This is a genomic window from Nonomuraea sp. CA-141351 (assembly GCF_050944675.1).
In the GTDB taxonomy this organism is placed as follows: domain Bacteria; phylum Actinomycetota; class Actinomycetes; order Streptosporangiales; family Streptosporangiaceae; genus Nonomuraea.
Window position 1 is genome coordinate 10,546,306 of record NZ_CP191982.1, and the last position, 22,050, is coordinate 10,568,355.

Below are 22,050 nucleotides of genomic sequence, written 5' to 3' on the forward strand. Positions count from 1 at the left end.
CATTACCGGTACGGCGCAGAAGGACTTTCTGCGTGACGCCGATACACGTCCTGAGCTGGGCGAAGCGCTTCGGCCCGCCGGTCAGGCCGATGGATACTCTGGCTCTCATGAAGATCCTGCTCTTCGGCGCGACCGGCATGGTCGGCCAGCGCATCGCCGCCGAGCTGACCAACCGCGGCCACCAGGTGACCGCCGTCAGCCGCAAGGGCCCGGTCAAGGGCGACGTCCACGACGCCGCCACGCTGGCCGAGGGCTACGACGCCGTCGTCTCCGCCATCGCCCCGCCGCGCGACGGCACCGAGCCGGAGCCGCCGTTCCTCGACGCCAACCGCGCCCTCATCGAGGGCGTGCGGGCGGCCGGAGTGCGCAGGCTGATCGTCGTGGGCGGCGCGGGCAGCCTCCAGATCGCGCCCGGTCAGGACCTGGTCGACACGCCCGACTTCCCGGCCGTCTACAAGAAGGAGTCGCTGGCCCAGAGGTCGGCCCTCGGCCTCTACCGGGAGGTCGAGGACCTCGACTGGACGTACATCTCGCCGGCCGCCGAGGTCGCGCCCGGCGAGCGTACCGGCGTCTACCGCATCGGCGGCGACATGCTGCTGGCCGACGCCGAGGGCCGCAGCTTCATCTCGGCTGAGGACTACGCGGTCGCCGTCGCGGACGAGCTGGAGAACGGCGCCCACCCGCGCAAGCGCATCACGGTGGCCTACTGAGACGGCTCGTCCGGGAGGAGCGCCTTCTCGTCGGGCTTGTGCACGAGCACGTTGTCCACGTATGACTTCACGGCCGCGGCCAGCCCCACGTCGGCGCCCTGCTCCTCCGACAGGTACCAGCGGTGGTCGAGTATCTCGTGGAAGAGCTGCGCGGGCTCGAGCTTCCCGCGCAGCTCCCCGGGAATGGCCTCGACCGTCGGCTGGAACACCTCCGCCAGCCACCGGTGCGCCACGATGGCCTCGTCCTCGTGCCGCAGCCCCTTGGCCACCCTGAACCCGTCGAGGTCGTTGAGCAGCCGCCGCGCCTGGTTCTCCTCCACGTCGAGTCCGGTCAGCCGGAGCAGCCGCCGCTGGTGGTGCCCGGCGTCCACGACCTTGGGCCGTACGATGAGCCGCCCGGTGCCGACCTTGCGCCGCACCATCATCTCGGCCACGTCGAAGCCGAGCAGGTTCAGCCGCCGGATCCGCTGCTCCACCCGGTGCCAGTCGACCTCCTCGATGATCTCGCTCTGGGTGATCTCATCCCACAGGCGGTGGTATCGGGCGACGATGTCCTCGGCCGTGTCCATGGGGTCGATGGACGGGTGCAGCAGCCCGCCGGCCTCCAGGTCGAGCATCTCGCCGAAGATGTTCGTGTGCGCGACGTCGATGTCGGCCAGCCGCTGGCCCTCGCTGATCATCGGGTGCATCTCGCCGGTCTCGGCGTCCACGAGGTAGGCCGCGAACGCCCCCGCGTCCCTGCGGAAGAGCGTGTTGGACAGCGAGCAGTCACCCCAGTAGAAGCCGTTCAGGTGCAGCCGCACCAGCAGCACGGCCAGCGCGTCCAGCAGCCGGGTGAGCGTGTCGGGCCGCAGCGTGCCCGACATGACCGCCCGGTAGGGCAGTGAGAACTGCAGGTGCCTGGTGATCAGCGCCGCGTCCAGCCCGTCCTCGCGGCCGGTCACGTACGCGACCGGCTCCACGGCGGGGGCGTCGAGACGGGCGAGATCCCAGAGCAGCTGATACTCCCGCTTGGCGTAACGCTCGCTGATCTCCTTGATCGCGTACACCTTGCCGGACAGCCGCGCGAACCGCACGACGTGCCGCGAAATGCCGCGCGGTAGATCGACGAGGTGGTACTGCGGCCAGTCTTGGAGCGGCACTTCCCAGGGGAGGCGGATCAGGTCAGGATCGCCTAGCGCGCCAGTGATCTGCAGGGGCATTTGCTCAGGATATGGTACATCGGTGGACGAGTTTCTCAAGTGGTACTTTTCCGACCGTCCCGTCGTGGCCAGCTCATTGGGGGCCGACGGTTACGATCACACCCTCGGTGACTTCACCGCCTCCGCCTGGACCGCCCGCGAGCGGGAGGAGGTCCGCTGGCTCGGACACCTCTCGGGCATCGAGACGGTCTCCCCGGACGACGCGATCGACAGGGAACTGGTCCTCTCCCAGCTGAGAGGCTCGATCGCGCTCGCGTCCTGGCCCGAATGGCGGCGCGACCCCGCCGTCTACCTCTCGGCGATCTTCTCCTCGATGTACACGCCGTTCCAGCGGCGGCTCAAGCCGGAGCCCGAGCTGGTGTCGTCCGCCCTCTCCCGGCTGGCCGAGGTGCCCGGCGTGCTGGCCGCCTGCCAGGCCAACCTGGACCCCGAGCTCGCCGCGCCGCTGCTGATCAAGCGCGGGCTCGGCCAGGCGCGTACCGGCCGCAACTTCCTCACCCGCACGATCCCGTCCATGGTCGAGGACCCCGAGCTCGCCGCCAAGCTGGCCGAGGCCGCCGAGCCGGCCGCAAGGGCCTTCGACGAACTTGTCACGTTCCTCGAGGGCTTCCAGTGCGGCGGCACCTGGCGGATGGGAGAGCGGCTCTACTCCACGTTGCTGCGCGAGAAGGAACTGCTCGGGTACGGCGCCGCCGAGCTGCACGAGAAGGGCAAGGCCGCCTGGGCCGAGCTGGACGCGCGGATGCGCGAGGTGGCGGTCCTGGTCAACGGCGGCGAGGACTGGCGGGCGGCGATGGAGTTCCTCATGGACGACCATCCGCCGACGCTGGCCGACATGCGCGCCGAGTACGAGGCCGAGACGCGGCGGGCCAGGGAGTTCGTGCGGGAGCTCGACCTGGTCACGTTCGCCGATGGCGAGGAGTGCGACGTCCTCCCCTCAGCCGAGTACACCCGCCCGATCCTGTCCGTCGCCCACTACCTCGCGCCGCCCCCGCTGAGCGCCTCACGCAAGGGCGTCTTCTTCGTCCCCTACACGCCCGACGACTTCACCCCCGAGCAGGTACGCCAGCGTCTGCGGACGAACTCGCGGGCTCAGATGCCCTCGATCTCCGTGCACGAGGCTTACCCGGGACATCACTGGCACCTGTCGTACATGGCGGGCAACCCCCGTACCGTCAGGAAGGTCTTCCGCACCCCGTACTTCACGGAGGGCTGGGCCCTTTACGTGGAGAAGCTCCTGCACGAGCAGGGCTACTTCGACACCCCGGCCACCGAGCTGGCCCACCTGGACTGCCGGATCTTCCGCGCCGCCAGGATCGTCGTGGACACGGCGCTGCACTGCGAGGACATGTCGATCGAGGAGGCGGAGACGTTCATGGCGACCAAGGCGTCGCTGTCTCCCGGCACGGCCCAGGGCGAGGTGAACCGCTACTGCGCCTGGCCCACGCAAGCGCCCTCCTATCTCACGGGCGCGATCGAGATCGACCGCATCCGGCAGTCCTTCCAGGGGTCGCTGAAGGAGTTCCACGACCGGATCGCCGGGTCGGGCGGGCTGCCCCTGGGGCTGGCGGAGCAGGTCGCGCTGTCATAGCCGCGGCGGGAACGTGGGAGGGTTCAGCGCGCGCTCGATCACCGCGTTGAGCTGCTCGTCCGTGAGGATGGTCGGCTTGCCGACGCTGAGCCCCCGCACGTACACCTCGCACAGCCACTCCAGCAGCCGGGTGGACTCGAACGCCTCCTCCAGCGTCGCCCCGATGGTCACCCCGCCGTGGTTGGCCATGAGGGCGGCCCGCTTGCCCTCCATCGCCGCCCGCACGTTGGCGGCCAGCTCCGGGGTGCCGTAAGTGGCGTACGCGGCCACCTTGACCGTGCCGCCGAGCAGCAGCGCGTTGTAGTGCACGGGCGGCAGCTCGGTCATGGTGGTGGCCACGACCGTCCCGAACACCGAGTGCGTGTGCACGATCGCGCGGGCGTCCGTGCTCTCGTAGACGGCCAGGTGCATGGGCGTCTCGCTGGACGGCTGGAGCTCGCCTTCCACGAGGTGCCCCTCGACGTCCACGACGGGACACATCTCGGGGGTCAGCCGGTCGAGCGCCACCCCCGAGGGCGTGACCGCGACCAGCTCCCCCTCGCGCACGCTCAGGTTGCCCGATGTGCCGATGACCAGGCCCAGCTCGACGGCGCGACGGCCGTACTCGCATAACTGCTCGCGCAGGCTCATGGATGGCGAATGTAGTCGGTCGTCCGAATTGCGGCAATCAGAGTCTGTCGAGGGCCTGGAGCATGAGGCGCTCGACGTCGACGCGCTTGAGCCGGTCCGGGTAGAGGAGCAGGTGCAGGCTGAGACCGTCCATCAGGGCGAGGAGGTGCTCGGTCAGGTCGTCCAGGTTGTCGTCCGTGCGGAGCTCGCCGGCCGCGCGGGCCTGCCCCAGCAGGTCGCGTACGGCGACGCGCAGCTCGGCCGCCTCCGTGCGCTGCACCTCGGCCAGGCGGTCCGAGGCCAGGCTGCGGCTCCAGAAGCTGACCTCCAGCCGGGTCTCCTGAGTGCGCTCCGCGTCCAGCGGCAGGTTGTCCAGCAGCAACTCGCGCAGCGCGGCCAGCCCGGTCACGCCCTCGATCTTGCTGGTGAGCCGGTCCCGGATGCGCTGGTGCGACTGGCGCAGCGCCGACAGCAGGATCTCGTCCTTGTCGGCGAAATAGTGGGCGAGCACGCCGTTGGAGTATCCGGCCTCCTTGGCGATGGCCCGCGTGGTGGCGGCGTCGATGCCGTCCCTGACGATCACCCGGCGGGCGGCTGACAGGACCTCGCGCCTGCGCTCGTCGTGATCGACGATCTTGGGCATCGGCTCCTCCATTGACTTTTTATTCGGACGTCTGTCTATTTAGACTATGACCGTCGCCACCGTCGGCGTCCACATCGTCGACATTCTCGCCAGGCCCGTCGAGCACATCCCCGAGGGCCAGGACACCGTACTGGTGGACCAGATCCGCCTCACCGCCGCCGGCGCCGCCGCCGGGACAGCCGTAGACCTGGTCAAGCTGGGCAACTCCGTGGTCACCATGGGCGCGATCGGCGACGACGAGCTGGGCGACTTCCTGGTGGCCGTGCTGGCCAAGCGCGGCGTGGACGTCTCACATCTCGTGCGCAGGGCGGGTGAGCAGACGGCCGCCTCGATCCTGCCCATCAGGCCGGACGGCGGGCGGCCCAGCTTCCACGTGCCCGGGGCGAACCTTACGGTGACGTACGCGGACCTGGACGCCGAGGTGCTGCACGGCGTGCGCGCGATCCACCTGGGCGGCATGGACGTCACGTTCGGCCTGGGCGACCCGGCGTTCTTCGCCCTCCTGGACTCGGTGCGTGGCGCGGGCACCATCATCACGATGGACCTCCTTTCGGAGATGCCGGATTTATTGGGAATGGCCCGGGCTTTTCTGCCGCACGTGGACTACGTGCTGCCGAACGAGTCGCAGGCGCTCCTCATGACCGACTGCTCCGACGTCCAGGAGGCCGCCCAGGCCCTGCTGGCGGACGGACCGCGCGGCGTGCTCGTCACGCTGGGCGCGTCGGGCAGCCTCGTGGTCACTCCGGACGGTACGGAGCCGGTGCCCGCCCTCAAGACGGACGTCTCGGACACGACCGGCTGCGGTGACGCCTACTGCGCCGGCTTCCTGACGGGGCTCCTGCACGGGCAGGACGTGCTGACCGCGGCCCGCTGGGGCACGGCCGCCGCCGCCCGCGTCGCCACGGGGCTCGGCTCGGACGCCGGCCTCACCGACCTCGACTCGACTCTAAGGATCCTCGGATGACCGACGCAGAACTTCGCCGGCGGGCCTTGAAGGTCGTCCCCGGCGGCATGTACGGGCACCTCAACGCCGCCCTCTTCGCCCCCGGCTTCCCGCAGTTCTTCGAACGCGGCGAGGGCTGCCGCCAGTGGGACGTGGACGGGCGCGAGTACATCGACTTCATGTGCAGCTGGGGCCCGGTCGTGCTCGGGCACCGGCACCCGCGCGTGGAGGAGGCCGCCGCGAGGCAGGCCGCGCTCGGTGACTGCCTCAACGGCCCGGGCCCGATCATGGTGGAGCTGGCCGAGCTGCTGGTGGACACCGTGCCCAGCGCCGATTGGGCGATGTTCTCCAAGAACGGCACCGACGCCACCACCCAGGCGCTCATGGTCGCCAGGGCCGCCACCGGCCGGACCAAGGTGCTGATGGCCCATGGGGCCTATCACGGGGCGGACCCCTGGTGCACGCCGTCCCTGTCGGGCACGACGCCCAACGAGCGGGCGGACCTGGTGGAGTTCACGTACAACTCCCTGGAGTCGCTGGAGGCCGCGGCGGCGACCGTGGAGGGGGACGTGGCGGCGATCATCGTGACGCCGTTCAAGCACGACTCGTTCGAGGACCAGGAGCTGGTGGAGCCCGCGTTCGCGCGCGGCGCCCGCGCCCTGGCCGACCGGCTCGGGGCGGCACTGGTGATCGACGACGTGCGGGCGGGGTTCCGGATCGACCTGCGCGGCTCCTGGGAGCCCTATGGGGTACGCCCTGACCTGACGGCCTGGTCGAAGGCCATGGCCAACGGCCACCCGATCGCGGCCGTCACCGGCACGGACGCGCTGCGCGGACCGGCGCAGACGCTGTACTCCACGGGCTCGTTCTGGTTCTCGGCGGTCGCCATGGCGGCGGCCAAGGCGACCATCGAGACCCTGCGCGACACGGACGGCATCGGGGCCATGGAGCGGGCGGGCACGCAGCTGCGTGAGGGGCTGCACGCGCAGGCCAAGTCCCACGGGTTCGTGGTGAACCAGACGGGGCCGGTGACGATCCCCTGGCTCAGCTTCGACGGGGACGCCGACCTCTCGGTCGCGATGTACTGGAGCGACGCCTGCCTGCGGCACGGGGTCTACCTGCACCCGTGGCACAACTGGTTCATGTCGGCCGCGCACACGGAGGCGGACGTGGCGAAGGCTCTGGAGGGCACGGATCAGGCGTTCGCGGAGACCCGTGCCCACTTCGGCTGATCCCGTTGGCAGCACACGCCACGAGTGACCCACCGCCCCTCCCCCAAAAGGACCTTCACCCAAGTGCGACGGGAGGGCCGGAAAGGGGGCCGGTGGCGGTGAGCTTGGTGATCTCGTCCACGATGGACGGCCAGAGCGGGCGCGGCAGGTCGTGGCCCATGCCCGCGTAGGTCACCAGGCGGGCACCGGGGACGGCCGCGGCCGTGGCGTGGCCTGCGGCGACAGGGATGAGCTGGTCGGCCTCGCCGTGCAGCACCAGCGTGGGCACCTGTAGGCCCGTGAGCAGCGCCGTACGGTCGCCCGAGGCCATGATCGCGGCGAGCTGCCGGGCCGTGCCGTCGGGGTCGAAGCAGCGGTCGAACGCCAGCCCGGCCAGCTCGGTGATCCTCTCAGGGTCCAGCGCGTATCCGGGCGAGCCGAGGACCGACCAGGTCCGCACCGCCTGGGCCATGACGGATCCGCGGTCGGGGGCGGGCCTGGCCAGGAGGACGGCGAGCGCGGCCTCCGTCGGCGGGGCCACCGAGGGTCCGGGCGTGGACATGATCGAGGTCAGGGTCAGCACCCGGTCCGGGTGGCGGATGGCCAGGGCCTGGGCGATCATGCCGCCCATCGAGGCGCCGACCACGTGCGCGGCGGGCCAGCCGAGGGCGTCCATGAGCCCCGCCGCGTCATCGGCCAGGTCGTCCAGCAGATACGGCGAGGGCGCCCCCAGCGCGGGAGCGCCCTTGTCGTGGAAGTGGGTGGAGAGGCCCGCGTCGCGGTTGTCGAACCGTACGACGTGATGTCCCTGTCCCGCCAGCAGCTCGCAGAGCCCTTCGTCCCAGTGGATCAGCTGGGCGCCGAGTCCCATGATGAGGAGCAGGGGACGGCCCTCGTGCGAACCGAAACTCTCGTAGGCGATTTCGATGCCGTTCGCGGCTACACGGGTGGTCACGAGGACCAGAATGACATTCTGGTAGTGACCCGTAAAGTCAGATCTTGATGAGGTTGCGGATGCGCTCGCTGGTGAGCGCCACGCTGCCGCCCGCCACGGCCACGGCGCCGGCCACGATGGCGGCTGTGCTCTTCGAGAGCGGTGCGGGCACGGCCTCGCTGGCGGCCGCGGGAGGCTCGGCCGGGTTGTCGTCCTGCTCGGCCCAGGCGCCGGTCGAGAACGGAACCGGGTAGTTCTTCTTGCCTGGACCCTGGCCCCACTTGGTGATGACGTAGTCGACCTTGATGTGGCCCTCGCCGCCGTTGCCGTCGACGCCCAGTGTGTCGGAGTTGAACGTGCCGCCGGTGAGCTCCGCGAACGTCTTGGCATCCAGGTCCAGCATGACCCCGTTGTTGGAGGGCACGCCCGGGCCGCGGTCGCCGACGAAGAAGGGCAGCTTCTTGCCCTCGTAGACCACATAGCCCTCGGTCATGAGCGGCCAGCTCGGACTGGCGGCCAGGCCCTTCTGCATGGGCTTGCCGCTGGCGGGCAGGCCGGTGTCACCGGCGCGGCCGGAGGAGTCGTCCCAGAAGTATGAAGCGGTGGTCGAGCCCTTGAGCAGGACCTTCTCGTCAGTGCTCGAGTCGGCGTGAGCCGCGGTGCCGGCGCAGGTCAGCGCGCACACGGTAGAGCTGGTGAGCAGAGCGAGGGAACGCAGGCCAAAACGTGCAGACATGAAAATTAAGTCCTTCGCGACGGGGGCAGGGAGGTTGCGCTCGCTCCAAAAGGGCGCAGCAGGGCAAAGCACCTGACTTGGGGGGAGCTACGCGGAGCGCGAAACGAACCTGAGGAAGGGACCGCTCAGGAGGCGGCGGCTATCACGCTGTCTGGGAGTTCGACGCGGTCGTCCAAGTCGTTCATATGTCCTCTCCATCTCGCCTACCGGGTTAGCTGGCGGGTTCGGACGTGGAGATGCCCTACCGACGTGTGGTCGGATTCACCCCATTTGCAGTGGGTCCCCGGTTCCCGAGCGATCGGGATTCGGCGCCAGCCGGCTGTTCCTCCTCTGTGAGGTCCACGCCACCGGCTGTGAATTGGGCAACACTCTAACCACGCATTCCGGACATACGCAAACACTTCGTCATGAAACGGGCAGAAGATCTACCTTCCCGTACAAAGAAAAAAGGGGGTACGGCACTGCCGTACCCCCTGAAAAATCCAGCCTCAGCCGCCGCTCTTGCGCCTGAACGATCTTTTACTCGCAGCCGGACCGTGCGCCCCGTGGATCTTCGATGGGTCGCCGCCCTTGCCACCCGCGCCCGAGTCCGCGTGCAGGTTGCGCTTACGCTCCAGCGCCTCGCGGAACTTGCGCTTCATCTCGTCCTCGGGAGTTTCGCTGACTTCCGGCTCCGGTGTATCCGCCATGAGGACCTCCAAGGTGTTGGGGACAACTCACAGCTTCGCATGGCCCCGCTTACGACGCGAAACCGGCTTCGACCCTGCCTTGCGAGACCGCCGGCGCGTCCAGCCGCCTGCCCGGCATCGCCACCAACGCCACCAGGGCGATCAGCGCTCCCACCACCCCCAGCGACGGGATGACCACGGCCGCAGCGGAGGCGTGCGCGGCGGCCAGGCCGTGCGCGGGCGCGTCCGCGGCGACGGTGGAGCCGTAGAGGGTGCCGCCCACGGCCAGCGCGACGGAGCCGCCGATCTGGCGGAAGAAGGCCAGGTTCGCCGAGGCGGTGCCGATGTACTGCGGCTCGACCGACTGCTGCGCGGCCACGGTCAGGCCGGACAACATGGGCCCCATGCCCAGCCCGATCAGCAGCATCCAGCCCGCCAGCAGCACCCCGTCGGTGTGCGCGGTCAGGTTGAGGCAGAGCAGGGTGCCCGCGACCAGCAGGAACGGGGACACGACCAGCCACGGCTTGTAGACCCTGGTCCTGGACATGAGCGTCCCCATGAGAGCGCTGCCCACGACCATCGCCAGCGTCATCGGATAGATCCTCAGCCCCGATTCGGTGGCGCTGACGCCCAGGGACTCCTGGAAGTAACGCGGCAGGAACACGACCCCCGCGTACATGCAGAACGCCGTGAAGAACGACGTGACGTTGACGAACGTGTAGGTACGGTTGCCGAACAGGTGCATGGGCATGATCGGGCTGGCCACCCGCCTCTCGATCAGCACGAACACCGCGAGCAGCGCGAGCGCGAGCACGATCGGCCCGGCCACGGCGACGTCGGCCCAGGTATGCCCGTCCAGGCCCTTCTCCGTCAGCCCCAGCAGCAGCGCGCTGATCGCCACGGTGAATACCGCGATGCCCGCGTAGTCGGGACGCCCGCCTCCGGTGCCCGGCCGGTTCGGCAGGCGCAGCACGACGATCGCGATCAGCACGATGCCGAGCGGCACGTTCACATAGAAGGACCACCGCCAGCTCGCGTGGTCGGTGAACAACCCGCCGAGGAACGGCCCCGCCAGGTACGTCAGCCCCATCACGCCGCCGAGCGCGCCCTGCACGCGGGCGCCGCTCCTGCCGTCCGGCGGGAACATCTCCATCACCAGCGCCATCGACAGCGGCAACAGCGCGCCCGCGCCGAGCCCCTGGAGCGCGCGGAACGCGATGAGCTGCGTCATGTCCTGCGCCGCCCCGCACAACGCCGAGCCCGCCACGAACACCACCATCCCGATCAGCAGCAGCGGCTTCCTGCCGTGCTGGTCGGACAGCCGGCCGTAGAGCGGCACGGTCACCGTGGAGGTGAGCAGGTACGCCGTCACGACCCAGACGTAGAGGGTGGCGCCTCCCAGCTCGCTCGTGATGCGCGGTAAGGCCGTGCCGACGATCGTCTGGTCGAGCATCGCCAGGAACATCCCGCCGAGCACGGCGAGCAGGACAATCCCGTTGCCACGGGTCTTCATGTCAGTAGTCACATGTGAGAACTTATATGTAAGTTCTGACATGTCAAGTCTTCGTTATGCTGAAGGGCATGTCCCTACGGATCGCGCTGCTCGGACTGCTCGAGGCGATCGGCCCGGCGAGCGGTTATGACCTTGCCAAGAAGTTCGAGCACTCGCTCAACCATGTCTGGCAGGCCGGGCACACGCAGATCTATCCCGAGCTGGTGAAGATGGCCGCCGACGGGCTGGTGGCGGTCGAGTCGGAGGGCGCGAGGGGGCGCAAGATCTACACGATCACCCCTGAGGGCACGCGTGAGCTGCACACGTGGCTGGTCGAGCACCAGCCCGCCGTGACCGTACGCAGCGAGACCGCGCTCCAGGCGTTCCTGCTGCCGCTGCTCGACACGGACGAGGCGATCGCGGTGGTGGAGCGGATCAGGACCGGTTTCGAGGAGCGGCTCGCGGTGCTGCAGTGCCACCCCAAGGACGGGGTCGGCGCGTACGCGGCGAAGCTCGGCCTGAGCCACGTCCGCGCCGGTCTGGCGTGGGCCGAGGAGACGCTGGCCGACCTCAGGCGCTGACCCGACGCGGTTCATAGGTAAAGGGGAACCGTTCAGTTCCTGGTGTTGGGTTGGAGTGGCTCAGGAAATACACCCGGCATGACGGTCAAGCCCCCGGTCCTGCCATGAGCCTCCTGGGCCGTGACCTGGCGCTGGATCTGGGAGGCGCGAGCACACGAATCTACGCCAGGGGCAAGGGCATCGTGCTCGACGAGCCCTCGGCGGTCATGCTCGACGAGCGCACCGGCAAGGTCATCGCGTACGGCGCGGACGCGACCGACGGCGAGACGTACCGGCCGGTCAGCGGCGGCCTGCCGGCCGACGGCGAGCTGACCTGGCGCATGGTCAGGCATTTCCTGAGCAAGGTGCACCGGCGTCCGTTCGCCAGGCCACGCCTGGTCATGGCGCTGCCCGACACCTCCACCCCGATCGAGCGGACGGCACTGAGCGACGTGGCGTTCGAGGCGGACGCCCGGCGGATCGTGCTCGTCCCGCACTCGCTCGCGGCGGCGCTCGGCGCCGGACTGCCGGTCGACGACGTCGCCGGGAACATGGTGATCGACATCGGGCGCGACTCGGCCAGGATCGCCGTGCTCTCGTCCGGGGCCGCCGTGTCCACGACGGCCGTCCCAGGCGGCGGCGAGGCCGTCGACAGGGCCATCGTGCGCCTGGTCGAACACGAGCACGGCCTCCTCCTCGACGAGCACGAGGCCGAGTCGGCCAAACGCCACATCGGCGCCGAGTGGAAACCGGCGCACCGGCACGTGACGGTGCACGCCCGCGACTCGGAAACCGGCCACGAGCGCGAGGTGCAGCTGCCCGTCCAGCAGATTTACGAGGCGACCAGGCAGCCGGTCGAGGCGATCGTGCGGGCGGCGATGGAGACGGTCGAGCGGTGCCCGGCCGAACTGGCCGCGGACCTCGGGGGGCGAGGCGCCGTACTGATCGGAGGCGGCGCGCTGCTGCGGGGGCTCGCGCGGCGGCTGCGGGCGTCGCTGAGAATGCCGGTACGGAGGGCGGAACGGCCGCTGGAGTGCGTGGCCCTCGGCCTGGGCCGGTTCGTGGACGACCTGGGTCTCGTCGCCCGGCTTCGCAGCGGCCTCTCCTGGGCCGTGCCGGACAGGTGACCGCCCATCCGCTCAGCCCATTCGCAGGCCCTTGATGTGTTCCCAGCCCGTTACGGCGAGGAGGCGGCGTACCACGGGAGAGATCGGGTCGAGGATCAGCCTGCGCGGCGGGGATAATCGGGCGGCGGCCGTCACGATGACGCGCAGCCCGGCCACGTCGATGAAGGCCAGTTCCCCAAGGTCGAGGCGGATCTCCTCGCCGCCCTCGCGAATCGCGCGATGGAGGGCTCCGGCAAGGAGACGGTGATTGCCGTAATCGATCTCACCGGTTACGCGTAGGCCGAAAGGGCGCGAAATGGGGGTCACGTGAGCTTGGTCGTTGGTTTCGAAGGTCATCCTGCTCCGCTAGTGACTCCTTATCGCGATAAGCAGTGCTTCTGCCCATGAAAAGATGATTTATACGGATCAGGTCCGCAGAGGTTTCTGTTCCGTTTCCCGGGTGTTCGTGGACGATCTCCGATATGGTCCGATCGTGCGCGCCCGCCGTCACAGTTTTTCCGCGGTGCTCTTCTGTGTCGCGGCGATGACGGCCTGCGCGACGGCGTCCGAACTGCCCAGTCTCGAAGAGGCCGCCCGGCAGCTCGACTCCGATGCCACCTCTCTGCTCAGCGCCGCCGACCTTCATTTGTCGCCTGTCGCGCGGGATGAAGACGGCTCTTGCGTGCCAGGGCAGGTGCGGCGGTACTTCCGCGCCGAGAGCGACCTCGCCGACGCCTCCGCGGGACTTCTCGAACGGCTCCAGGCAATGGGGTACGACAAGGTGGTCGACGATCTGGACCTGCGGGACGGGGATCAGGATATTTCCGTGCTGCGCAATCCTGAGACGCGGCTGACGTTCGAGCTGACCGTCATCTCCGGAGAGAAGCCCGGCATCCGCATCGTCGGCAAGACAACCTGCTACGCCACCGACTGACGCCGCCCACCCGGCACGCTCCCTGACCCTCCACCTGGCGCTCGCACCAGCACCCCGCAGCCACAGCCCGCATCGCCACCACCGGGCTCCCCCGTGCCCGCACCACCAGACCTCCCCGTGCCGACACCGCTGCCGGGGCGTTGCTGCCGGTCACGGGGCGCGTAGTGGCACGGCGCCACCCATGACGGCACGGCCGACGGTGCGACGATGGCGCGGCTCACTCCAACCGAACAGCCGTGCCCAGTCGAGCAACGCTCCCGAGCAGAGCCGCACACCCGTAACCGGCCGGCACCCGAGCCGTGCCGTGAGGCGGTGTGCAAGCGGCACGCCCCAACCAAGCGTCGCAGCCGAGCCCAGCCTCGCTGTCGGGCGCGAACGACGCACCTGGACCGGGCGGCGTGTGAGTGTGCGGGTCCCGGGGTGAGGGGTGTCAGGGGGTGGAGAGGGCTTCCGTCGGGGACAGGCGGGAGGCGCGGATCGCCGGGTAGAGGCCCGCTGCCGCGCCGATGACCAGGGTCGCGGCGAGGCCGCCGATGGTGGCCCAGGCGGGCACCACCGAGGGCCAGCCGCTGTACAGCGCGTACCCCATCGTGACACCCGTCCCCAGCAGGATCCCCCCGCCACCGCCCAGGGCCGACAGCAGGAGTGACTCCGCGAGGAACTGGGTGCGGATCTGGCCGCGCGTGGCCCCGAGGGAGCGGCGCAGGCCGATTTCCGCGCGGCGTTCCAGCACCGAGATGACCATGGTGTTGGCCACGCCGACCCCGCCCACCAGCAGGGCCACCGCGCCCACCCCCAGCAGAAGGTTGGCGAACGCCTGGCTGGTCGCCTGCTTGGCGGCCAGGGCGTCGGACGGCCGGGATACGTCCACCTCGTTGGGTGCCTCCGGGTTGGCGGTGCCGGCCAGCACCTGGCGTACGGCCTCCAGCTTGGCCTCGTCCGAGCGGGTGTAGAGCGTGGTCGGGTGCCCGTCGAAGCCCAGCCTGGACTCCGCCGCCGGCCAGCCGACCAGGACGCCGCTGTCCAGGTCGGTGGCGAGCGCCACCGGGTTCAGGATCCCGACGACCGTGAAGCGGATCCCTCCTACCACGACCTGCGTGTCGGGCGAGGCCGAGCCGATGCCGAGCCGCTGCGCCGCGGAGGAGCCGAGCACGGCGGCCGGGTAGCGTTCGGTGGCCGCGTTGAGCCAGGTGCCGTTCCGCAGGGTCGCGCCCACGGTGGCGGGCAGGTCGAGGCGGGCCGCGTACGTGGCGATGCCGCTGGTCTGGGCCTCGGGGATCTCCTCCGACCGGTAGACCTTGACGTCGCCCATGCGTCCGATCGACGAGACGGCCTTGACGGGGCCGATGCGTTCGATCATCGCCTCCGCTTCCTTCGGCATCTGCGCGGCCTCGCCCATGATCGTGGTGCCGGACGAGACCGTGAGCAGGTTGGTGCCGAGCGCGGAGAGCGTACGGTCGAGCTCGGCGCCCGACGAGGACGAGAGCCCGACCACCCCCACCATTGCCGCGATGCCGATGGCGATGCCCAGCGCGGACAGGAACGCCCGCAGCGGCCGGGTGCGCAGGCCCACCGCCCCGACCCGCATCACGTCGCGGGACCGCATCCTGGCCGGACGCAGTTTCGGGCGCGCCACCTCCACAACGGCCATCACACCGCCTCCAGAGGGACCCGCGCGGTGTCGGAGATGATCTGGCCGTCGCGCATCCGTACCTGCCTGGGCAGGCTCGCGGCGATCTCCCGGTCGTGCGTGATGATCACGATGGTGGTGCCGGCCGCGTTCAGCTCGTGCAGCAGCTCCATCACCCCCGTGCCCGACACCGAGTCCAGGGCCCCGGTCGGCTCGTCGGCGAGGAGCAGCGGCGGGTCGCCCGCCACGGCCCTGGCGATGGCCACGCGCTGCCGCTCGCCGCCGGACAGCTCGTGCGGCTCGTGGTCCATCCGGTGGCCGAGCCCCACCCGTTCCAGCGCCTGGGCCGCGCGGCGGCGCCGCTCCGACCTGCCCAGGCCGGTGTAGACGAGGCCGTCGGCCACGTTGTCCAGCGCCGGGACCTTCGCGGCCAGGTGGAACGACTGGAACACGAACCCGATCGTCGTCGCCCGCAACGCCGACAGCTGGTTGTCCGACAGCTTCGACACGTCGTACCCGTCGATGTGGATGGTTCCGGACGTGGGCCGGTCGAGGGTGCCGACGACGTTGAGCATCGTCGACTTGCCCGACCCGGACGGGCCGGCGATGGCGACCAGCTCGCCGTGCTCGATCCGCAGCGACACCGAGTTCAGCGCCGCCACGCCGCCCGGGTACGTTCTGCACACGTCCGTCAGAGCGATCATGGGGTACGTCATTTCGGCATCCCCACGGTCATGCCCTCGGCGAGCCCGTCGCCGCTGACCTCGACCCGCCCTCCGGAGAACAGACCAGTCTCGACCTTGATATATCGGGACGTGCCGCCTTCGATGACCTCCAACCCGTACCCGCCCTCCTGCAGCGCCACCAGCGCCGCCACCGGCACGGTCAGCACGTTCTTGCGCTTGGAGGCCGTGAACGTCACGTCCACCGCCGCCTTGTCCAGCCCCTTGGCGGCTTTGGCGTTCCCGATCGAGACGAGCGCCTCCACCCGGGTCTCCGGGTCCGCGTTCTGGCCCTCGCCCGGCTCGATGACCGTGGCCACCTCGGTGACCTTGCCCTTCACGCTCTTGCCGTCCGGCAGCGTGACATCGACCTGGGCGCCCTTCTTGGCCATCCGCTGATCCTCGGCCTCCAGCTTCACCGTGACCACCTTGGACGTGCCCGTATAAGTCAGGACCTTCTGCCCCGGAGCGGTCGGCTGGCCCTTCTCGGACTCCAGGCTCTCCACCCGCACCTTGCCGGGGGCGAAGACGACCCGGCCCAGCTCGACCACGCCCGTCTCGTCCAGGCCGCGGTCCTCCTGCCACTCCTTGACCGCCTCGGCCGTGTCATAGGTGTACTCGTCGTCCACCGTGAACCCGTCGTAGCCGAGCTTGCTGAGGTTCCGCTCCAGGTTCTCGACGTCCTTGCCCTCCACGCCGGCCTTGAGGTCGCGGTACGCGGGCGTCGAGCCGTACATGAGCATGACCGGCTTGTTGTCCACCCGGTACAGCGACCTGCCGCGGGTGATCTGCGCGCCGCTGTCGGGCAGCCAGGTGATCGTGCCGGGTTTCCTGCTCACCGCCGTGGTCACCGGGCCGTAGCCGAGCTCGCCGTCGGCGTCCCTGGTGTCGTTCAAAGTCTGCCTGGTCACCGTGGCGGTGGCCGGGGGCAGGGCGTTGGCCGACCGCGTGGGGCCGGCGCTGCCTTCGAGCAGGCCCGCGCTGTTGACCGCCACGAACCCGCCGCCGGCCACGGCCACCACGATCAGGAGCCCGGCGACCATCTTGCCCCGGCCGCGACGCCGGCGCGTACGGGAGGGCGTCGCGTCCGGCTCCGCCTTTCCATCAAGGGTGGCCATCCCCATCAAAGCCCTCCCATACCGGCCTCAGCGGACTCCTTCTGGCACTTCTGCTGGGCGGACTTGAAGTCGGGGTCGTCGCCGACCTCGCCGGTGATGCGCATGGCGCCGCCGTCGGGGTCGGGGAAGCTCTCCACGCCGTTGTCACGCATGCACTGGGCGAGCTTGCGCAGCGCCTCTCCCCGCTTCGGGTCGGGCTGGCCGGAACGCTCGCCGCTCGGGGCGTACTGCTTGCACGCCTCCTGAGCCTTGTCGACCGTCTCCTTCGGGACGCTCCCGTCGAGCTTCATCAAGATGCCCTTGCCCGGCTGCGGGTCGTCCATCTGCACGCCGTTCTCGCGCATGCACTGGGCGAACTTGAGCATCTTCTGGTACGGGTCTTCGCTCGGCTTCGCGCTGGCCGCGGCCTGGGTGCCGGTGCCACTGACCGAGGCCACGTCGGCTCCGCCGCCGTCGTCCGCGCCGCAGCCGGCCAGGAACAGAGCGGCGGCCGCCAGCGCGCCGAGGACTCGTGCTCGCATGGAATCTCTCCTCTGTCGGATGAATGCCGTTTCGAGGGGAGATGCAATAGGGGTCGCTGTTTCCTCAGCGTTTCCGTTCGCGCTTATTTTGAGCAAATGCCGCCTAGGCCACACTCAGCTCCGTAAGCGAATGAAAGGTACGCCATGCGGGTGCTGGTGGTTGAGGACGAGCGGCTGCTCGCCGACGCGATTGCCGAGTGGCTGCGTGAGGAGACCCACGCGGTCGATCTGGCACACGACGGCGAGGCCGCGCTGGAACGGATCGCCGTCAACGACTACGACGTGGTCGTGCTGGACCGCGACCTGCCGCGCGTACACGGCGACGAGGTGTGCAGGGAACTGGTCGAGTCGGAGCGGGACGCGCGGGTGCTGATGCTGACGGCCGCCGCCCAGCTCGACGACCGGGTGACCGGACTGTCCTTGGGGGCCGACGACTATCTGGCGAAGCCGTTCGCGTTCCCCGAGCTGGCCGCCCGCGTGCTGGCCCTGGGGCGGCGCTCGCGCCCGGCCGTCCCGCCCGTGCTGCGGCGGGCCGGGATCACGCTCGATCCGGCACGCAGGGAGGTGTTCAGGAACGGGCGGTTCGTGCCGCTGTCGAAGAAGGAGTTCGCGGTGCTGGCCGAGCTGCTGCGGGCGAACGGGAGCGTCGTCTCGGCCGAGCAGCTGCTGGAGAAGGCGTGGGACGAGAACGCGGACCCGTTCACCGGAGCGGTCCGGCTCACCATTCTCAAGCTGCGCCGCAAGCTCGCCGACCCGCCGGTCGTGGAGACCGTGCCGGGGGTGGGGTACCGGATCGCATGACTCTCCGGTTGCGGCTGACGTTGATGTACGGCGCCGTCTTCCTGGTCGCCGGGCTGGCCCTGCTCGGCGTCACCTATCTCCTGTTCAACCAGCAGCTGACCCAGTCGTTCGAGAGCCGGTACCGGCCGGAGCCCGGCAAGATGAAGAACCTGATCTTGGCCGAGAACGGTGTCGTGCTCACCGGCGACGCCGCGGTGGAGTGGCTGCGGCGGCAGGAGGCGGAGATACGCGGCGCGGCCGTCACGTCGCTGATCACGGAGGGCGCGATCGCGCTGGTCGTGGCCGGCGGCGCGGCGCTGGGGCTCGGCTGGTTCGTCGCGGGCCGGGCGCTGGCCCCGCTGCACCGCGTGACCGACACGGCGCGCAGGATCGCGGCCGCCCCCATGGCCGAACGCGGGCTGCACGAGCGGATCGCGCTGCAGGGTCCCCCGGACGAGGTCAAGCAGCTCGCCGACACGTTCGACACCATGGTGGAGCGGCTGGACGAGTCCTTCGACGGGCAGCGCAGGTTCGTGGCGAACGCCTCGCACGAGCTGCGCACGCCACTGACCCTGAACCGGGCGCTGGTCGAGCTGGCCATGCACCGCCGTGCGGCCCCTCCTGAGGTCAAGGAGTTGGGCGAGAGCCTGCTGGAGATCAACGCCCGCCACGAACGCCTCATCTCCGGCCTGCTCCTGCTGGCCCGGTCCGAGCAGGAGATCGCGGACCGGTCGCCGGTGGACCTGGCGGACGTGGTGACGCACGTGGTCGCGCAGACGGCCGGCGACGCTCACGACGCGAAGGTCACCGTGTACGAGGTCGCCGCTCAGGCGCCCACCACCGGGGACGCGTTGCTGCTCGAACGGCTGGTGCACAACCTCGTCGAGAACGGCATTCGGCACAACGTGGACGACGGGACCGGGTGGGTGCGGGTGGTGAGCCGTACCGTGTCGGACGGGAAGGTCGAGGTGGAGGTGAGCAACACCGGGCCGAGCGTGCCGCCGTACGACATCCCGCTGCTGTTCAAGCCGTTCCACCGGCACGGGGCCGAGCGCGTGGTCACGGCGAGGAGCGCCGGGCTGGGGCTGTCGATCGTGCGGTCGGTGGCGGTCGCGCACGGCGGGGACGTCAGGGCGCAGCCGCGGGAGGGCGGCGGCCTGGTCGTGACCGCGTCCCTGCCGCGCGCTTCTCAGTGACTCTTGGGGAGCAGCGCGCGGAGATCGTCGCGGACGCGGCCCGGGTCGACGGTCACGATCTCGTATTCGGCCACGCCCGCGACCGCGAACGGATCCTCCGCCGCCGCCTTCTCGACGTGCTCGCGTGGGCCGACGGCGAGGATCACGCCGCCGATGCTGTCGGGAACGGTCTGGCCGGACAGCAGGAACGTGCCGTCGGCGTGCCACCGCTCCAGGTAGGCCACGTGGCCGGGAACATGCGGGGTCACCTGGTCGATCGGAGCGGTGTAGCGCACCAGCAGCACGTGCAACATGCGGCAATTGTCGCTGATCGCGGCGTAGGGCTGGGTGTGGACGCCGCGTGGATCGCTCCGTCAGTTGGTGCAGTCCTGCGAGTTGAGTCCGATCAGCAGGTCGTGGACCTTGCCCTTCTCGAGCAGGAAGGCGTAATAGGCCTTGCGGTTACCGGGGACGCGGACGGACGGGTATCCGTCCTCGGGGGTCCTGACGTTCGGGTACGCCTTCTCAATCTGCTTCATCGTGGAGCCGATGCCGATGCCCTCGGGCGTCTTGACCCCCTTCGGGGCACTGATCACGGCCACACCCTTCTTCTTGGAGATGTACAGGCCTACGGCGTTCTTGCCGCTGGGGTGTGCCCTCAGGTCCCAGCCGGAGCACAAGCCGTCCTCGCTGGGCATCTTGAGCACGATCTGCCTGGTCGCCTTGGCCTGCTTCTCGCTCATGCCGAGCCTGACCTTGCCGTAGCCGTACGGCCCCAGCGTGGTCTTGGCGGTGGTCTGAGCACCGGCCTGAGCGCTGGTCTGGGCGAGCGCGGGCGTGCCCGCGGTGAGCAGAGCCCCGCCTGCCAGAACCGCTGCGAGCATCTTCTTCATGATGATCTCCCCGTGAGTGTCGAACCGTTACTCATGCTTCGAGTGTCGGGAGTGGCGGAAAGTTCAGCCGTTTTCGGCTCGGATGCGCCAAACCGACGGCACCAACAGAGTGACGGCCGTGACGAGCACGGCCGACGCGGGAAGGTTTTCGACGACTCCGGAACATCACAACAAATCCGTATTCCAGTCGCTATGGTACGAAAGATCACCCGCACCCGTATCAGGAGTCACTTCTCTCATGGCGCATGTCGAACCGCTGCGGGAGGATGACCCAGCGGCGTTAGGCGCATATCGCTTGCTCGGCCGACTGGGGGCGGGCGGTCAGGGGACCGTCTATCTCGGGCAGACGCCCGACGGCCGGCACGTGGCTGTCAAGCTGCTACGCGAGGGCGCGGGCTTCGACGACAGGCTGGCGAAGGAGATCGCGGCCGCGCGACGGGTGGAGCCGTTCTGCATCGCGCAGGTGCTGGACGTCTCGCTGGGCGAACGACCGTACATCGTGACCGAGTACGTCGACGGGCCTTCCCTGCAGCAGGCAGGCCGCCACAGCGGGGCGGACCTGCAGCGGCTGGCGGTCGCGACGGCCACCGCGCTGGCCGCCATCCATGCGGCGGGCATCGTGCATCGGGACTTCAAGCCCGCGAACGTGCTGCTCGGTCCCGGCGGGCCGCGCGTCATCGACTTCGGCATCGCCCGTGCCATGGACGACGCCGTCACGCACACCAGCAGCATCGTCGGGACGCCCGCGTACATGGCTCCCGAGCAGCTGGCGGGGCAGCCGGTGGGGCCGCCCACCGACGTGTTCGCCTGGGCGTCGGTCATGGTGTGGGCGGCCAACGAGACGCCGCCGTTCGGGCAGGACACGTTGCCTGCCATCATCAACCGCATCCTGCACAACGAACCGCAGCTCGGTGACCTGCCGCAGCCGTTGCAGTCGATCGTGTACGACTGCCTGGCCAAGGATCCACGCGCCCGGCCGACCATGCGGGACGTGATCCTGCGGCTGTTGAGCGGGCAGAACCCCGCGGTCCCCAGCCCGTACCAGGACTTCCAGGCCCAGGCGCCAGTGCGGGTACAAGGGCCCGGACCGACGCCCGTGCCTGGCTACGGACCTGGACCGATGCCCGGCCAGGGGCTAGGCCCGATGCCCCGCCAAAGGCCGATACCGGGGGCAGGGCTTGGGCCAGGCCGGAGGGCTCGGGCTACGGGTGGTCGCCGGATCGGCGTTCCGGTGGCCGTGGGCGTGTCGAGTGTCGTGGTGGTGACGCTGGTCGGCAGCGTCGTCTGGCTCGCCCCCTGGTCGAAGCTGCCCAACTCGGCATCCCTCGCCGCCGATTCCCCGAGCCCTTCCGCCACCCGGACCACGAAACACCCCGACACGACGCCGCCGCGGAAGACCCGCGAGCCCACCCATACGCCCACTGTACGGAAGAGCACCCCCAAGACCACTCCCGCGCTCTCGGCCACGCCCACCCCCAAGGCCACCACGGCGCGACCGACCAAGACCCCGACGCCCACCCGCACCACCAAGAAGCCGGTCACCAACGCGCGGGCCAGCATCCTCGAGATCGAGCTGTTCGGCGGTCCCGGTCAGAACGACGCCGATGGCTGCTACATGCCACCGGTGCATTTCCAGACCAATGTGGAGTCGACCCGGCGTGAGGTCTGGGTCTCCTACGCCTGGCTACTCGACGGCAAGTCGGTCTCGCGAAACAGGTCGTGGGTGCCAGAGGACCAATACACCGCGTTCGCGACTTCGGGGATGTACATGCTCAAGGCCGGACGCCACACCGTCACCCTCAAGGTCACCTCGCCCTCCGCGGCGCAGAAGAGCGTCTCGTTCAACGTCTGCGCCATAGAAACCTCGTGACG

At 69.7% G+C, this 22,050-nt stretch carries 24 protein-coding genes and 1 riboswitch; of the genes, 10 read left to right on the forward strand and 14 right to left on the reverse strand.

Going from position 1 to position 22,050, the window contains the following annotated elements; genetic code table 11:
* The first annotated feature begins 107 nt into the window (after positions 1 to 107).
* Positions 108 to 710 carry an NAD(P)-dependent oxidoreductase gene (locus ACQPWU_RS49450; protein ID WP_433433337.1) on the forward strand — a complete coding sequence of 201 codons (603 nt, stop codon included), beginning with the start codon at positions 108 to 110 and terminating at the stop codon, positions 708 to 710.
* On the opposite strand, the gene ACQPWU_RS49455 is transcribed toward ACQPWU_RS49450, so the two are convergent.
* Complete coding sequence (locus ACQPWU_RS49455) at positions 704 to 1,912, reverse strand: DUF4032 domain-containing protein (RefSeq protein WP_433433338.1); 1,209 nt, start codon at positions 1,910 to 1,912, stop codon at positions 704 to 706. The genes ACQPWU_RS49450 and ACQPWU_RS49455 overlap by 7 nt on opposite strands.
* Before the next feature lie 22 nt (positions 1,913 to 1,934).
* Here ACQPWU_RS49455 and ACQPWU_RS49460 point away from each other — a divergent pair, with 22 nt between their 5' ends.
* Positions 1,935 to 3,503, forward strand: coding sequence for a DUF885 domain-containing protein (locus ACQPWU_RS49460; protein ID WP_433433340.1), 1,569 nt, complete (start codon positions 1,935 to 1,937; stop codon positions 3,501 to 3,503).
* On the opposite strand, the gene ACQPWU_RS49465 is transcribed toward ACQPWU_RS49460, so the two are convergent.
* Both ACQPWU_RS49465 and ACQPWU_RS49470 read right to left on the reverse strand, forming a co-directional pair.
* Positions 3,498 to 4,133, reverse strand: coding sequence for a class II aldolase/adducin family protein (locus ACQPWU_RS49465; RefSeq protein WP_433433342.1), 636 nt, complete (start codon positions 4,131 to 4,133; stop codon positions 3,498 to 3,500). The genes ACQPWU_RS49460 and ACQPWU_RS49465 overlap by 6 nt on opposite strands.
* A 37-nt stretch (positions 4,134 to 4,170) precedes the next feature.
* On the reverse strand, positions 4,171 to 4,755 hold the full coding sequence (locus ACQPWU_RS49470; RefSeq protein WP_433433344.1) for a TetR/AcrR family transcriptional regulator: 585 nt from the start codon (positions 4,753 to 4,755) through the stop codon (positions 4,171 to 4,173).
* A 46-nt stretch (positions 4,756 to 4,801) separates the two neighbouring features.
* Between ACQPWU_RS49470 and ACQPWU_RS49475 the strand changes: the two genes are divergently transcribed.
* Together ACQPWU_RS49475 and ACQPWU_RS49480 are read left to right on the forward strand one after the other, a co-directional pair.
* The gene (locus ACQPWU_RS49475; protein WP_433433346.1) at positions 4,802 to 5,719 is read left to right on the forward strand and encodes a carbohydrate kinase family protein; all 918 of its coding nucleotides are present in this window, start codon (positions 4,802 to 4,804) and stop codon (positions 5,717 to 5,719) included.
* A complete protein-coding gene (locus ACQPWU_RS49480; RefSeq protein ID WP_433433348.1) occupies positions 5,716 to 6,930 on the forward strand; it encodes an aminotransferase class III-fold pyridoxal phosphate-dependent enzyme in 1,215 nt (404 codons plus the stop codon). Before ACQPWU_RS49475 ends, ACQPWU_RS49480 begins: the two co-directional genes overlap by 4 nt.
* 55 nt (positions 6,931 to 6,985) lie before the next feature.
* Here ACQPWU_RS49480 and ACQPWU_RS49485 read toward each other — a convergent pair whose 3' ends face one another.
* The 4 genes from ACQPWU_RS49485 to ACQPWU_RS49500 all read right to left on the reverse strand — a co-directional run bounded on the left by ACQPWU_RS49485 (position 6,986) and on the right by ACQPWU_RS49500 (position 10,772).
* Positions 6,986 to 7,864, reverse strand: coding sequence for an alpha/beta fold hydrolase (locus ACQPWU_RS49485; protein ID WP_433433350.1), 879 nt, complete (start codon positions 7,862 to 7,864; stop codon positions 6,986 to 6,988).
* 37 nt (positions 7,865 to 7,901) lie between these two features.
* Entirely contained in the window at positions 7,902 to 8,579 is a 678-nt protein-coding gene (locus ACQPWU_RS49490; RefSeq protein ID WP_433433351.1) for a hypothetical protein, read from the reverse strand.
* Positions 8,580 to 8,764: 185 nt separating this feature from the next.
* A riboswitch (cyclic di-AMP (ydaO/yuaA leader) is annotated at positions 8,765 to 8,900 on the reverse strand.
* A gap of 167 nt (positions 8,901 to 9,067) precedes the next feature.
* Positions 9,068 to 9,268, reverse strand: a complete 201-nt coding sequence (locus ACQPWU_RS49495) for a DUF5302 domain-containing protein (RefSeq protein WP_360686514.1) — start codon at positions 9,266 to 9,268, stop codon at positions 9,068 to 9,070.
* A 49-nt stretch (positions 9,269 to 9,317) separates the two neighbouring features.
* Positions 9,318 to 10,772: an MDR family MFS transporter gene (locus ACQPWU_RS49500; protein ID WP_433433353.1), complete on the reverse strand. Its 1,455-nt coding sequence runs from the start codon at positions 10,770 to 10,772 to the stop codon at positions 9,318 to 9,320.
* A gap of 56 nt (positions 10,773 to 10,828) precedes the next feature.
* On the opposite strand from ACQPWU_RS49500, the gene ACQPWU_RS49505 reads away from it, so the two are divergent.
* Together ACQPWU_RS49505 and ACQPWU_RS49510 are read left to right on the forward strand one after the other, a co-directional pair.
* Complete coding sequence (locus ACQPWU_RS49505) at positions 10,829 to 11,320, forward strand: PadR family transcriptional regulator (protein WP_433433355.1); 492 nt, start codon at positions 10,829 to 10,831, stop codon at positions 11,318 to 11,320.
* A gap of 104 nt (positions 11,321 to 11,424) precedes the next feature.
* Positions 11,425 to 12,426 (forward strand): rod shape-determining protein, encoded by a 1,002-nt coding sequence (locus ACQPWU_RS49510; protein WP_433433357.1) that lies wholly within the window; start codon positions 11,425 to 11,427, stop codon positions 12,424 to 12,426.
* 12 nt (positions 12,427 to 12,438) lie between these two features.
* On the opposite strand, the gene ACQPWU_RS49515 is transcribed toward ACQPWU_RS49510, so the two are convergent.
* A complete protein-coding gene (locus ACQPWU_RS49515; protein ID WP_433433359.1) occupies positions 12,439 to 12,762 on the reverse strand; it encodes an STAS domain-containing protein in 324 nt (107 codons plus the stop codon).
* Between the two features lie 103 nt (positions 12,763 to 12,865).
* Between ACQPWU_RS49515 and ACQPWU_RS49520 the strand changes: the two genes are divergently transcribed.
* Positions 12,866 to 13,339, forward strand: a complete 474-nt coding sequence (locus ACQPWU_RS49520; protein ID WP_433433361.1) for a hypothetical protein — start codon at positions 12,866 to 12,868, stop codon at positions 13,337 to 13,339.
* A gap of 430 nt (positions 13,340 to 13,769) precedes the next feature.
* Here the strand turns inward: ACQPWU_RS49520 and ACQPWU_RS49525 are convergent, their stop codons facing one another.
* Genes ACQPWU_RS49525 through ACQPWU_RS49540 form a run of 4 tightly spaced genes read right to left on the reverse strand, consistent with a single transcriptional unit; the run spans position 13,770 to position 17,330 of the window.
* The gene (locus ACQPWU_RS49525; RefSeq protein WP_433433363.1) at positions 13,770 to 14,990 is read right to left on the reverse strand and encodes an ABC transporter permease; all 1,221 of its coding nucleotides are present in this window, start codon (positions 14,988 to 14,990) and stop codon (positions 13,770 to 13,772) included.
* Positions 14,990 to 15,685: an ABC transporter ATP-binding protein gene (locus ACQPWU_RS49530; protein WP_433433364.1), complete on the reverse strand. Its 696-nt coding sequence runs from the start codon at positions 15,683 to 15,685 to the stop codon at positions 14,990 to 14,992. The genes ACQPWU_RS49525 and ACQPWU_RS49530 overlap by 1 nt, the downstream gene beginning before the upstream one ends.
* Positions 15,682 to 16,809: an efflux RND transporter periplasmic adaptor subunit gene (locus ACQPWU_RS49535; RefSeq protein ID WP_433433366.1), complete on the reverse strand. Its 1,128-nt coding sequence runs from the start codon at positions 16,807 to 16,809 to the stop codon at positions 15,682 to 15,684. The genes ACQPWU_RS49530 and ACQPWU_RS49535 overlap by 4 nt, the downstream gene beginning before the upstream one ends.
* 5 nt (positions 16,810 to 16,814) lie before the next feature.
* Positions 16,815 to 17,330: a hypothetical protein gene (locus ACQPWU_RS49540; protein WP_433433368.1), complete on the reverse strand. Its 516-nt coding sequence runs from the start codon at positions 17,328 to 17,330 to the stop codon at positions 16,815 to 16,817.
* Between the two features lie 144 nt (positions 17,331 to 17,474).
* Here ACQPWU_RS49540 and ACQPWU_RS49545 point away from each other — a divergent pair, with 144 nt between their 5' ends.
* Both ACQPWU_RS49545 and ACQPWU_RS49550 read left to right on the forward strand, forming a co-directional pair.
* Positions 17,475 to 18,131, forward strand: coding sequence for a response regulator transcription factor (locus ACQPWU_RS49545; protein ID WP_349449369.1), 657 nt, complete (start codon positions 17,475 to 17,477; stop codon positions 18,129 to 18,131).
* Complete coding sequence (locus tag ACQPWU_RS49550) at positions 18,128 to 19,306, forward strand: sensor histidine kinase (protein WP_433433370.1); 1,179 nt, start codon at positions 18,128 to 18,130, stop codon at positions 19,304 to 19,306. Before ACQPWU_RS49545 ends, ACQPWU_RS49550 begins: the two co-directional genes overlap by 4 nt.
* On the opposite strand, the gene ACQPWU_RS49555 is transcribed toward ACQPWU_RS49550, so the two are convergent.
* Both ACQPWU_RS49555 and ACQPWU_RS49560 read right to left on the reverse strand, forming a co-directional pair.
* Positions 19,300 to 19,599: a YciI family protein gene (locus ACQPWU_RS49555; protein ID WP_433433371.1), complete on the reverse strand. Its 300-nt coding sequence runs from the start codon at positions 19,597 to 19,599 to the stop codon at positions 19,300 to 19,302. The genes ACQPWU_RS49550 and ACQPWU_RS49555 overlap by 7 nt on opposite strands.
* Positions 19,600 to 19,659: 60 nt before the next feature.
* A complete protein-coding gene (locus tag ACQPWU_RS49560) occupies positions 19,660 to 20,178 on the reverse strand; it encodes a hypothetical protein (protein ID WP_433433373.1) in 519 nt (172 codons plus the stop codon).
* Positions 20,179 to 20,473: 295 nt separating this feature from the next.
* Here ACQPWU_RS49560 and ACQPWU_RS49565 point away from each other — a divergent pair, with 295 nt between their 5' ends.
* Positions 20,474 to 22,048: a serine/threonine-protein kinase gene (locus tag ACQPWU_RS49565; protein WP_433433375.1), complete on the forward strand. Its 1,575-nt coding sequence runs from the start codon at positions 20,474 to 20,476 to the stop codon at positions 22,046 to 22,048.
* Positions 22,049 to 22,050: the final 2 nt, after the last annotated feature.